At 70.3% G+C, this 11,524-nt stretch carries 11 protein-coding genes (1 of these 11 running past the window's edge); 2 read left to right on the plus strand and 9 right to left on the minus strand.

Features of this window, described 5'->3' with window-relative positions:
* From OG861_RS08830 to thyX, 3 genes are all read right to left on the minus strand, one after another.
* A protein-coding gene (locus OG861_RS08830) for a ribonuclease J (RefSeq protein ID WP_329198827.1) crosses the window boundary here: on the minus strand, positions 1–1,123 show its 5' portion. Its footprint begins 563 nt before the window's first position; 1,123 of the gene's 1,686 nt are visible here — the first part of the coding sequence; the start codon lies at positions 1,121–1,123; the stop codon falls past the left edge of the window.
* A 128-nt stretch (positions 1,124–1,251) separates the two neighbouring features.
* The gene (gene dapA, locus OG861_RS08835; protein WP_329198825.1) at positions 1,252–2,151 is read right to left on the minus strand and encodes a 4-hydroxy-tetrahydrodipicolinate synthase; all 900 of its coding nucleotides are present in this window, start codon (positions 2,149–2,151) and stop codon (positions 1,252–1,254) included.
* A gap of 265 nt (positions 2,152–2,416) precedes the next feature.
* Positions 2,417–3,157, minus strand: coding sequence for an FAD-dependent thymidylate synthase (thyX, locus tag OG861_RS08840; protein WP_329198824.1), 741 nt, complete (start codon positions 3,155–3,157; stop codon positions 2,417–2,419).
* A gap of 266 nt (positions 3,158–3,423) precedes the next feature.
* On the opposite strand from thyX, the gene OG861_RS08845 reads away from it, so the two are divergent.
* A complete protein-coding gene (locus OG861_RS08845; protein ID WP_329198823.1) occupies positions 3,424–3,663 on the plus strand; it encodes a hypothetical protein in 240 nt (79 codons plus the stop codon).
* A gap of 48 nt (positions 3,664–3,711) precedes the next feature.
* A complete protein-coding gene (locus OG861_RS08850; protein WP_329198821.1) occupies positions 3,712–4,272 on the plus strand; it encodes a PH domain-containing protein in 561 nt (186 codons plus the stop codon).
* A gap of 58 nt (positions 4,273–4,330) precedes the next feature.
* On the opposite strand, the gene OG861_RS08855 is transcribed toward OG861_RS08850, so the two are convergent.
* From OG861_RS08855 to eccD, 6 genes are all read right to left on the minus strand, one after another.
* Positions 4,331–4,783, minus strand: coding sequence for a hypothetical protein (locus tag OG861_RS08855; RefSeq protein ID WP_329198819.1), 453 nt, complete (start codon positions 4,781–4,783; stop codon positions 4,331–4,333).
* A gap of 19 nt (positions 4,784–4,802) precedes the next feature.
* The gene (gene dapB / locus OG861_RS08860) at positions 4,803–5,555 is read right to left on the minus strand and encodes a 4-hydroxy-tetrahydrodipicolinate reductase (protein WP_329198817.1); all 753 of its coding nucleotides are present in this window, start codon (positions 5,553–5,555) and stop codon (positions 4,803–4,805) included.
* Positions 5,556–5,605: 50 nt separating this feature from the next.
* Positions 5,606–6,985 carry a M16 family metallopeptidase gene (locus OG861_RS08865; RefSeq protein WP_329198815.1) on the minus strand — a complete coding sequence of 460 codons (1,380 nt, stop codon included), beginning with the start codon at positions 6,983–6,985 and terminating at the stop codon, positions 5,606–5,608.
* Positions 6,982–9,201, minus strand: coding sequence for a polyribonucleotide nucleotidyltransferase (locus OG861_RS08870; RefSeq protein WP_329202491.1), 2,220 nt, complete (start codon positions 9,199–9,201; stop codon positions 6,982–6,984). The genes OG861_RS08865 and OG861_RS08870 overlap by 4 nt, the downstream gene beginning before the upstream one ends.
* Before the next feature lie 283 nt (positions 9,202–9,484).
* The gene (gene rpsO / locus OG861_RS08875; RefSeq protein ID WP_136213493.1) at positions 9,485–9,772 is read right to left on the minus strand and encodes a 30S ribosomal protein S15; all 288 of its coding nucleotides are present in this window, start codon (positions 9,770–9,772) and stop codon (positions 9,485–9,487) included.
* Between the two features lie 173 nt (positions 9,773–9,945).
* Positions 9,946–11,460, minus strand: a complete 1,515-nt coding sequence (eccD, locus tag OG861_RS08880; protein WP_329198813.1) for a type VII secretion integral membrane protein EccD — start codon at positions 11,458–11,460, stop codon at positions 9,946–9,948.
* Positions 11,461–11,524 lie beyond the last annotated feature (64 nt).

Here is an 11,524-nt window from a genome sequence, read left to right on the forward strand (position 1 = left end):
AGACGTGCACCTTGGCGTTGCCCTTGTGCACGACGTTGGCGCCCCAGCGGGTCAGGCCGTTGATCACGCGGTAGACCGCGTTCTCGTTGCCCGGGATCAGGGACGACGCCAGGATCACGGTGTCACCGGGGACGATCCGGATCTGGTGGTCGCGGTTGGCCATCCGGGACAGGGCGGCCATCGGCTCGCCCTGGGAGCCGGTGCAGACCAGGACGACCTCGTGGGCCGGCAGGTCGTCGAGGGTCTTCACGTCCACGACGAGGCCGGCCGGGACCCGGAGGTAGCCCAGGTCACGCGCGATGCCCATGTTGCGGACCATCGAGCGGCCGACGAAGGCGACCCGGCGGCCGTACTCGTGGGCGGCGTCGAGGATCTGCTGGATGCGGTGCACGTGGCTGGCGAAGCTGGCCACGATGATCCGGTTGTGGGCATTGGCGAAGACCGTGCGCAGGACGTTGGAGATCTCCCGCTCCGGCGGCACGAAGCCCGGGACCTCGGCGTTCGTCGAGTCGGAGAGCAGGAGGTCGATGCCTTCCTCGCTCAGCCGCGCGAAGGCGTGGAGGTCGGTGAGGCGGCTGTCCAGCGGCAGCTGGTCCATCTTGAAGTCGCCGGTGGCCACGACCAGGCCGGCGGGGGTCCGGATGGCCACGGCCAAGGCGTCCGGGATGGAGTGGTTGACCGCGATGAACTCGCAGTCGAAGGGGCCGAGGGCCTCCCGTTCGCCTTCCTTCACCTCAAGGGTGTAGGGGCGGATCCGGTGCTCCTGGAGCTTCGCCTCGATGAGGGCCAGCGTCAGCTTGGAGCCGATCAGCGGGATGTCCGGCTTCTCCCGCAGGAGGTAGGGGACGGCGCCGATGTGGTCCTCGTGGCCGTGCGTGAGGACGATGCCCTCGATGTCGTCGAGCCGGTCCCTGATGGACGAGAAGTCCGGAAGGATCAGGTCGATGCCGGGCTGTTCCTCTTCGGGGAAGAGGACGCCGCAGTCGACGATCAGGAGGCGGCCGTCGAACTCGAAGACGGTCATGTTGCGGCCGATCTCACCGAGACCGCCCAGGGGGGTGACCCGGAGGCCGCCCTTGGGGAGCTTCGGGGGCGGGCCGAGTTCAGGATGCGGATGGCTCAAAAGTCTCTCCTCACCACGCACGCCACGTACCTCGGAAGGCACGTGGCGCGCATGTCATTCGTGCACTTGCTCTTGTCTGGTGTGGTCAAGCTTGTTCAGTTGTGCTTGTTCAGTTGTGAAGTCTGTTGTCAGAGCTGTACCCCGCCGGCGGCAAGATCGATCTTGAGCTGCGCCGTCTCTTCGGCGGTCAGCTCGACGAGCGGGAGCCGCAGCGGGCCTGCGGGCAGGCCCTGGAGGTTCAGCGCGCCCTTGGTGGTGATCACACCCTGGGTGCGGAACATGCCGGTGAACACGGGGAGCAGCTTCTGGTGGATCTCGGCGGCCTTCTGGACGTCGCCGCCCAGGTGGGCTTCGAGCAGCGCGCGCAGCTCGGGGGTGACCACGTGGCTGACGACGGAGACGAAGCCGACCGCGCCGACCGACAGGAGCGGCAGGTTCAGCATGTCGTCGCCGGAGTACCAGGCCAGGCCGCTCTGTGCGATGGCCCAGCTGGCGCGCCCCAGGTCGCCCTTGGCGTCCTTGTTGGCAACGATACGGGGGTGCTCGGCCAGCCGTACGAGGGTTTCGGTGTTGATCGGGACGCCGCTGCGGCCGGGGATGTCGTAGAGCATGACCGGCAGCTCGGTGGCGTCCGCGATCGCCGTGAAGTGCCGGTAGAGGCCCTCCTGCGGCGGCTTGCTGTAGTACGGGGTGACCGCGAGCAGGCCGTGGGCGCCGGTGCGCTCGGCCTGGCGTGCGAGCTCCAGGGTGTGGCGGGTGTCGTTGGTGCCGATGCCCGCGACCACGTGGGCGCGGTCCCCGACCGCTTCGAGTACGGCTCGTACGAGGTCGTTTTTCTCCGCGTCGGTGGTGGTCGGCGACTCACCGGTGGTGCCGTTGACGATCAGGCCGTCGTTGCCTGCGTCCACCAGGTGGGCGGCGAGTCGCTGCGCGCCGTCGAGGTCGAGTGCGCCATCCGCCGTGAACGGCGTGATCATGGCGGTGAGGACCCGCCCGAAGGGGGTCTGCGGAGTCGAGATCGGAGCCATGGGTAACACGCTACTCGCTGCCACCCTCATGGTGTCCCCTCGGGGGACGTCAACAGGGTACGGGTCCCCCATATGACTGCGGAGTGTGACGACGGCGAGTGGCTGCCGGTGTGGCCCGGGTTGTTGGAGCCCGGCACTGCCTGCTCGGGGGTTCAAGCAGTGCCGGGTCCGTTTGATCAGCCTAGATGAACTTTCCGAAACGCCGCAATACGGACACTTGGGACTTGCTTTCGGACATCCGTGCGCGACGCGCCGTCGACCCGCCCTACGGGGCGACGCGACCGTTCGCGTTGAAGGCGGCGTAGGTGAGGGGCATGAGCCCCGCCCAGTGCCGTTCCATCTTCTCGCCGACCATCTCGATCTCCCGCTGCGGGAAGGACGGGGTGGTCGCCAGCTCGTGCTGCGTGCGCAGGCCGAGGAAGTGCATGAGCGAGCGCGCGTTGCAGGTGGCGTACATCGAGGAGAAAAGACCGACCGGCAGGACCGAACGGGCAACCTCGCGGGCCACGCCCGCCGCCAGCATCTCCTGGTACGCCTCGTAGGCCCGGCGGTACGAGTCCTCCATGACGCGGCCGGTCAGTTCCTGCTGCGCCCCGGTGCCCTCGACGAACACGTACTTGCCGGGGCGGCCCTCCTGGACGAGCTTGCGGTCGCTGTCGGGGACGTAGAAGACGGGCTCGAGCTCCCTGTAGCGGCCCGATTCCTCGTTGTACGACCAGCCGACGCGGTGGCGCATGAACTCGCGGAACACGAAGATCGGCGCGCTGATGAAGAACGTCATCGAGTTGTGCTCGAAGGGGCTGCCGTGGCGGTCGCGCATCAGGTAGTTGATCAGACCCTTCGAGCGCTCCGGGTCCTTCTGCAGCTCCTCCAGCGACTGCTCGCCGGCCGTGGAGACGCGGGCGGCCCACAGCACGTCGGAGTCGGCGGCGGAGTGCTTCACCAGCTCCACCGTCACATCACTGCGGAAGCTGGGTTTCAGGTCGGTGGCGGCCGTATCGCTCACTGGGGTCCTTCCAAACGTGTCACACCTGGGGCGCGCCTACTCTACGGCGCCCGGCGAGGGTCCCTTCGCAGGCCCGAGGGGGGACGTACGGCGCCCGGGGAGCCGACGGGGCGCCGGGGAAACGGACGGATGTCACGGAATCCGGCACCTATCGGGGCGTTCGCGCGTCCTACTGGGAGAAGGACCAGAAGGTCCGGTAGGTCCGCAAAGGACCGGCAGGACCGCCCACGGCCCCCCGGGCCCCGACCACAAGGAGAGTCGCTTCCATGTTCCTCCGGCGCGAACCCGTCCCGTTCACCTTCGTCGCCGAGGCCGACCGATTCCGCAGTAACGTCACTCCGCCGCCGCGCGAGAGTCTGAGCAAGACTCAGCTCGCCGCCCGTACGCTGGTCGGACTGACCGTGGTGGCCGGGCTCGTCGGCTCGCTGCTCTTCGGCATGCCGGCACTGCAGCCGCACAAGGCACCCGAGAAGTCACAGCAGTCGGAGGCCTCCGAGGGGCGGTAGCCTCACGGGCACAGCCCAACCGAACGTGCATGTGAGTGAGGTACAGCCGTGCCCCTGCCCTTCTTGACGGCCGACGGCGTGACCGACGCCGACGAGCACGAGGACGAAGCCCTCCCCCACGAAGACCACGACCGCTGGCGCCGGCCCTACCGGCCCGGCCCCTGGCGGGTGGCGATCGCCGCGCTGCTGCTCCTGCTGACCGCCTTCATGCTGCTGGCCACGATGATCATCGCCTTCGCGGGGGCGTGGGGCGGCGCGCTCGTGTGCCTGGCCGCCGCGCTCGCGGTGCTGGGCGCGACGCTGCGCCTGCTGCTGACGGGCGTGTGGGTGAGCCGTAGGGGTCTGCGCCACGTGGCGTTCTTCCGGACGCGGTCGATCCCGTGGAGCGCCGTCGACCGGATCCGTACGGTGCAGCAGCCGGTGCGCCTGCTGGGGCTGCCGAGGACCGTACAGGGGCAGGCGTTGACGGTCTCCGGTCAGGACGGCGCGTCGCTGCCGGTGCTGCTGACCGACCACGACGCCGACTTCCTCACGCGCGGGGAGGCCTTCGAGCGGGCCGCCGACGTGGTCGGGGCCTGGGCCGACGAATACCGGGCCGTCCCGGCCTGAGGTGACGCGGCGGGCCGTCCCGTGCGGGGCGGCCCGCCGGGGTCCGTACGGGAGCGGCTCAGGCGGGTACGCGCTCCGCGTCGTGCAGGGCGATCGCCCGCTGCATGGCCTTGCGGGCCCGCGGGGTGTCACGGGCGTCGTGGTAGGCGACGGCGAGGCGGAACCAGCTGCGCCAGTCGCCCGGTGCGTCCTCGGTCTCGGCCTTGCGGCGCGCGAAGACCTCGTCGGCGGAGTCCCGCAGGATCCGGCCGTACTGGTCCCGCTCCAGCTCGTCCACGGGCAGGGCGCCCTCGGCCTCCAGCTCGGCGGCGAGCTGGTTGGCCTTGGTGACGAAGCGGGTGTTCATCCAGAGGAACCAGATCCCGATGACGGGCAGCACCAGGACCGCCACCCCGAAGGCGACGGTCAGCCAGGTGCCCTGCCGGATCAGCATCAGGCCCCGGCTGCCGACCAGGACGAAGTAGACGACCAGGACGGCGGCCGTGATGAAGTACGTGATCTTCGCGCGCATGGGTACTACTGCCTGCTCATCAGCCGAGGTCGAGGAAGTGTTCCAGGCCGAAGGTGAGGCCCGGGGTCTGCGTCACGCGGCGCGCACCGAGCAGGATGCCCGGCATGAAGCTGCGGTGGTGCAGGGAGTCGTGACGGATGGTCAGGGTCTCGCCCTCCCCGCCGAGCAGCACCTCCTGGTGGGCCAGCAGGCCGCGCAGGCGGATGGCGTGCACGGGGACGCCGTCCACGTCGGCGCCGCGGGCCCCGTCGAGGGCGGTGGCGGTGGCGTCCGGCTGGGCACCGAGGCCCGCCTCGGCGCGGGCGGCCGCGATGAGCTGCGCCGTACGGGTCGCGGTCCCGGAGGGGGCGTCGACCTTGTTCGGGTGGTGCAGCTCGACGACCTCGACGGACTCGAAGTAGCGGGCGGCCTGGGCGGCGAACTTCATGGTGAGGACGGCGCCGATGGAGAAGTTCGGGGCGATGAGCACCCCGGTCCCCGGCGAGCCGGCCAGCCAGGTGTCCAGCTGGGTGAGGCGGTCCTCGGTCCAGCCGGTGGTGCCGACCACCGCGTGGATGCCGTGGCCGACGAGGAAGTCGAGGTTCCCCATCACCGAGTCGGGGGTGGTCAGCTCGACGGCGACCTGGGCGCCGGCGTCGGCCAGCGTCTCCAGCTTGTCGCCGCGGCCGAGGGCGGCGACCAGTTCCATGTCGTCGGCGGCCTCGACGGCCTTGACCGCCTCGGAGCCGATGCGGCCCCGGGCGCCGAGGACCGCCACGCGCAGCTTGCTCATGTTCGCTTCCTTAGGTGCGTACGTGCGCACGTTCAGACGTGCCCACGGGACTAGGCGACCGCTTCGTCGAGGCGGGCGGCCTGCTTCTCCTTGAGCGGCCCGATCACCGCGAGGGACGGCCGCTGGGCCAGTACGTCCCGGGCGACCGCGCGGACCTCGTCGGGGGTGACGGCGGCGATGCGGCCCAGCATCTCGTCGACCGACATCTGGTCGCCCCAGCACAGCTCGCTCTTGCCGATGCGGTTCATGATCGCACCGGTGTCCTCCAGGCCGAGGACGGTGGAGCCCGAGAGCTGGCCGACGGCCCGCCTGATCTCCTCGTCCGTGAGTCCGTCCGAGGCGACCTTGTCGAGCTCGTCGCGGCAGATGCGCAGCACGTCGTGGACCTGGCTGGGCCGGCAGCCCGCGTAGACGCCGAAGAGACCGGTGTCGGCGAAGCCGGAGGTGTACGAGTACACGCTGTAGGCCAGGCCCCGCTTCTCGCGGACCTCCTGGAAGAGCCGCGAGGACATGCCGCCGCCGAGGGCGGTGTTCAGCACGCCGAGCGCCCAGCGCCGGTCGTCGGTGCGGGCCAGGCCGGGCATGCCGAGGACCACGTGGGCCTGCTCGGTCTTGCGGCTGACCATGTCGACGCGGCCGGCGGTGCGGATGCGCTTGCTGCCGGCGCGCGGGCCGACCGGTTCGGCGTCGGTGCGGGTGAGCGCCCCGGCCTTCTCGAAGGCCGCGCGGACCTGGCGGACGACCTTGTTGTGGTCGACGTTGCCGGCGGCGGCCACGACCAGGCGGGTCGGGTCGTAGTGCTTCTTGTAGAAGCGGCGGATCCGGTCGGCGCCCAGGGCGTTGATGGTGTCCACGGTGCCGAGGACGGGCCGGCCGAGGGGGGTGTCGCCGTACATGGTCTGCGCGAACAGGTCGTGTACGCAGTCGCCGGGGTCGTCCTCGGTCATCGCGATCTCTTCGAGGATGACTCCGCGTTCGGCGTCGACGTCCTCCTCGCGGATCAGCGAGCCGGTGAGCATGTCGCAGACCACGTCGATGGCCAGCGGCAGGTCGGTGTCGAGCACCCGTGCGTAGTAGCAGGTGTACTCCTTCGCCGTGAAGGCGTTCATCTCTCCGCCGACCGCGTCGATCGCGGAGGAGATGTCGAGGGCGCTGCGCTTGTCGGTGCCCTTGAAGAGGAGGTGCTCCAGGTAGTGCGTGGTGCCGCCGAGGGTGGGCGTCTCGTCACGGGAGCCGACGTTCGCCCAGATGCCGAAGGTGGCCGAGCGGACGGAGGGCAGGGTCTCGGTGACGATGCGCAGACCGCCGGGCAGGACGGTACGGCGGACGGTGCCGATGCCGTTCTGCCCCTTGAGCAGGGTTTGGGTACGGGCGACGGCCCGCCCCTCGGAAGAGGGGCGGGCCGTCACACGGGAACTACGCGACGTCACTTGTCGGAGTCGTCCTTCTCGGCGTCGGCAGCGTCTTCGCCCTCGATCACGGGGACGAGGGAGAGCTTGCCACGGGAGTCGATCTCGGCGATCTCGACCTGCACCTTGGTGCCGACCGCGAGCACGTCCTCGACGTTCTCCACGCGCTTGCCACCGGCGAGCTTGCGGATCTGCGAGATGTGCAGCAGACCGTCCTTGCCGGGCATGAGGGAGACGAAGGCACCGAAGGTGGTGGTCTTGACGACCGTACCCAGGTAGCGCTCGCCAACCTCCGGCATGGTCGGGTTGGCGATCTGGTTGATCGTGGCGCGGGCGGCCTCGGCGGCCGGGCCGTCGGCGGCACCGATGTAGATGGTGCCGTCGTCCTCGATCGTGATCTCGGCGCCGGTGTCCTCCTGGATCTGGTTGATCATCTTGCCCTTCGGGCCGATGACCTCGCCGATCTTGTCCACGGGGATCTTGACGGTGATGATCCGCGGGGCGTTGGGGGACATCTCGTCCGGCGTGTCGATCGCTTCCATCATCACGTCGAGGATGTGGAGGCGGGCGTCGCGGGCCTGCTTGAGGGCGGCGGCCAGGACGGAGGCCGGGATGCCGTCGAGCTTGGTGTCCAGCTGGAGCGCGGTGACGAACTCCTTGGTGCCGGCGACCTTGAAGTCCATGTCGCCGAACGCGTCCTCCGCACCGAGGATGTCGGTGAGGGCGACGTAGTGGGTCTTGCCGTCGATCTCCTGGGAGATCAGACCCATGGCGATACCGGCGACGGGGGCCTTGAGCGGCACACCGGCGTTCAGCAGCGACATGGTGGAGGCGCAGACCGAGCCCATGGACGTCGAACCGTTGGAGCCGAGGGCCTCGGACACCTGGCGGATCGCGTAGGGGAACTCCTCGCGCGTCGGCAGGACCGGCACGATCGCGCGCTCGGCGAGCGCGCCGTGGCCGATCTCGCGGCGCTTGGGGGAACCCACGCGGCCGGTCTCGCCGACCGAGTACGGCGGGAAGTTGTAGTTGTGCATGTAGCGCTTGCGGGTCACCGGGGAGAGGGTGTCCAGCTGCTGCTCCATGCGGAGCATGTTGAGGGTGGTGACGCCCAGGATCTGGGTCTCGCCACGCTCGAACAGCGCCGAGCCGTGCACGCGCGGGATGGCCTCGACCTCGGCGGCGAGGGTACGGATGTCCGTGATCCCGCGGCCGTCGATGCGGACCTTGTCCTTGATGACGCGCTCGCGCACCAGGGCCTTGGTCAGGCTGCGGTAGGCGGCGGAGATCTCCTTCTCGCGGCCCTCGAAGGCCGGGAGGAGCTTCTCGGCGGCGATGTCCTTGACGCGGTCCAGCTCGGCCTCGCGGTCCTGCTTGCCCGCGATGGTCAGCGCCTGGGAGAGGTCGCCCTTGACGGCGGCCGCGAGGGCCTCGTACACGTCGTCCTGGTAGTCCAGGAAGACCGGGAACTCGCCCTCGGGCTTGGCGGCCTTGGCGGCGAGGTCGGCCTGCGCCTTGCACAGGACCTTGATGAACGGCTTCGCGGCTTCGAGGCCGGCGGCCACGATCTCCTCGGTCGGCGCCTCGGCGCCGCCCTTGACGAGGGCGATGGTCTTCTCGGTGGCCTCGGCCTCGACCATCATGATCGCGACGTCGCCGTCCTCGAGGGTGCGACCGGCGACGACCATGTCGAAGACGGCGTCCTCGAGCTCGGTGTGCGTCGGGAACGCGACCCACTGACCGCGGATCAGCGCGACGCGGACGCCGCCGATCGGGCCGGAGAAGGGCAGACCGGCCAGCTGGGTGGACGCCGAGGCGGCGTTGATCGCCACGACGTCGTACAGGTGGTCGGGGTTGAGCGCCATGATCGTGGCGACGACCTGGATCTCGTTGCGCAGGCCCTTCTTGAAGGACGGGCGCAGCGGGCGGTCGATCAGGCGGCAGGTGAGGATCGCGTCCTCGGAGGGGCGGCCCTCGCGGCGGAAGAAGGAACCGGGGATCTTGCCGGCCGCGTACTGGCGCTCCTCGACGTCCACCGTCAGGGGGAAGAAGTCGAGCTGGTCCTTGGGCTTCTTCGACGCGGTGGTCGCGGAAAGCACCATCGTGTCGTCGTCCAGGTAGGCAACGGCGGAGCCGGCGGCCTGGCGGGCCAGACGGCCCGTCTCGAAGCGGATGGTGCGGGTGCCGAAGGAACCGTTGTCAATGACGGCCTCGGCGTAGTGGGTCTCGTTCTCCACTAGCGTTTTCTCCATTTTCGTCGTCTCCGTCCGCCACCCGTGTGGTGGTGGACGGTTGCGGAGAAGCGCTCCTGGCGTGCGGGCCGGTCTTCGATCGAAGCACCCGGTTCGTAGCCTTCCGGGGCTTTCCGGATGCCACTACCGAGGACCGGCGGCGTAGGGAGGGCGCTCCTCCTCTTCAGTTGTGCACCTGCGACCAGACTACAAAGCGTCCGGTACGTCTCGCACGTACAGCAAAGGGAGCGGCCCACTCAGTGTGGGAACCGCTCCCTTCACAGCGTCTTTACTTGGCGCCGGCCGCACCGCGGCGGATGCCGAGGCGCTCGACCAGCGTACGGAAGCGCTGGATGTCCTTCTTGGCCAGGTACTGCAGCAGGCGGCGACGCTGGCCGACCAGGATCAGCAGACCACGACGGGAGTGGTGGTCGTGCTTGTGGGTCTTGAGGTGCTCGGTCAGGTCCGAGATGCGCTTCGAGAGCATGGCGACCTGGACCTCGGGGGAGCCGGTGTCGCCCTCCTTGGCACCAAACTCTGCGATGATCTGCTTCTTCGTAGCGGCGTCGAGCGGCACGCGTACTCCTCGTTTAGGTCTTCGTAGCCACCGAGTGCCCCAGGTCGAATTCTCTGGGGATCTTCCGTAACTCGGGAGGCGGGGTCCGCTGAGCGCAGCCTCCAGAGGATCTCCGGGGGCGCGTACACAAACGGCCGTCACACAGCGTACCAGGCTGCCGGGCCGGGACCGTCTCAGCTGGTGAGGGAGCGGGCCCGGGAGTAGACGTCGAGCACGGCCAGGGTCAGCGGGACCAGGCTGAGCAGTACCGCCGCCTCGGTGAGGTCGAGCAGCCGTCCCCAGAAGGGTGACAGGCCCTTGCGGGGGATGACAAGCGCAATTCCGGCGAGGAGGGCCGCGCCTGCGGCGACGGCGGCGGAGAGCCAGATCGTGCGCAGGTCCAGCCCGCTGCGGTCGTGGTACTTGACGAGCTCCGCGAGCAGGTCGGCCGGCGGGTGCAGGGCCAGGCCCAGGACGAGCAGGGCGATCGCGCCGAACCCGGCCACCAGGGCGCACACGACCTGGGAGGTGTAGCGGAAGAGCCTGGCGCGCAGCAGCATCGCGAGGCCGGTGGCGAGGGCCAGCAGCCGGCCCCAGGTGTTGTCGGAGAAGCCGAGGACGGCGGCGGAGGCGACGACGACGGCGGCGCAGCCGCCCGCCAGGCCCAGCAGCATTTCGTGGCCGCGCCGGGCCTGGGCGGCGATGGCTTCAGCGTCGAGGGAGGCGCCCTGGTCGGAGCGGCCGTCGCCGGCCGGGTCCGCGGGGTCACCGTACGGGGTGGTGTCGTGACCGTCGGGCAGCTCGTAGTCGCTGGTCGAGCTCTGCGGGGCGGCGTAGCCGATGGGCAGGCGGGCGAAGCGGGCGGAGAGGCCGGGCAGGAAGGCGACGAGGCATATCGCGACGGGCGCGCAGACGGCGGCGGTGGCCGTCGCGGAGCCTGCGGTGGCGATGGCCGCGAAGGTGGCGAGGGTCCCGGTGGCGGCGAGGAAGGTGGCCGCGACGAAGGGGGCGTCGCCGTGCGGGGTGAGGGCGACCAGCGCGACGGAGGCGACGAGGGCGCAGACGCAGCCGAGCAGGAACTGCAGGCGGCCCGGTCCGTGGCCCGCGGCGGGGGCGACGATGCCGGAGCCGGCGATCAGCAGGTGCGGGAGCGCGGCGAGGCCGAGGGCGATGGCGGAGCCGCCGTCGCGGTAGACGCGGGCGCGGACGCCGGCCGCGGCGGTGAGCAGGACGGCGACGGCGGCGGCGATGACGCCGGGCAGGCCGTGGGTGTCGTGGCGGACCGGGTCGGCGTACCAGAGGACGAAGCCGAGCAGGACGAGCAGGACCGCGGAGCCGGCCAGGCCCGCGCCGCGCAGCATGTCGTCGCTCCAGCGGTGCCGGTCGCGGACGACGGCGGACGCGACGGCGTCGGAGACGTCGTCGAAGACGGCCGGCGGCAGGGACTCGGCGAAGGGGCGCAGGCTGAGCACCTCGCCGTCGAGCACCTGCTGGGCGGCGAGGGTGCGGGCGCCGTCGAGGACGGTGCCGGAGCGGCGTACGAGGTGGAAGCCGGTGGGGGCGCCGACGGGCTGGGTCTGGCCGGTCAGGCGCAGGAGTTCCGGGTAGACGTCCGCGACGGCGATGTCCTCGGGGAGGGCTACGTCGATACGGCTGTCCGGTGCCACGACGGTGACCCTGCAGAAGCCGGTCGCCTCGGCCGTACTCACCTGTGTGCTCCCCTGTTTGCCGTTCCGGCGCCCGCAGGTGCGGGGGGCGGATCCGCGGATGCGC

It is taken from the genome of Streptomyces sp. NBC_00539, from assembly GCF_036346105.1.
Classification (GTDB): Bacteria; Actinomycetota; Actinomycetes; order Streptomycetales; family Streptomycetaceae; genus Streptomyces.

Excerpts from the sequence above, each read along its gene's own strand:
- dapA (WP_329198825.1), bottom strand. The coding sequence starts at position 2,151 with ATGGCTCCGATCTCGACTCCGCAGACCCCCTTCGGGCGGGTCCTCACC.
- OG861_RS08845 (WP_329198823.1), top strand. The coding sequence starts at position 3,424 with ATGTTCCTCCGGCGCGAACCCGTCCCGTTCACCTTCGTCGCCGAGGCC.
- OG861_RS08855 (WP_329198819.1), bottom strand. The coding sequence starts at position 4,783 with ATGCGCGCGAAGATCACGTACTTCATCACGGCCGCCGTCCTGGTCGTC.
- dapB (WP_329198817.1), bottom strand. The coding sequence starts at position 5,555 with ATGAGCAAGCTGCGCGTGGCGGTCCTCGGCGCCCGGGGCCGCATCGGC.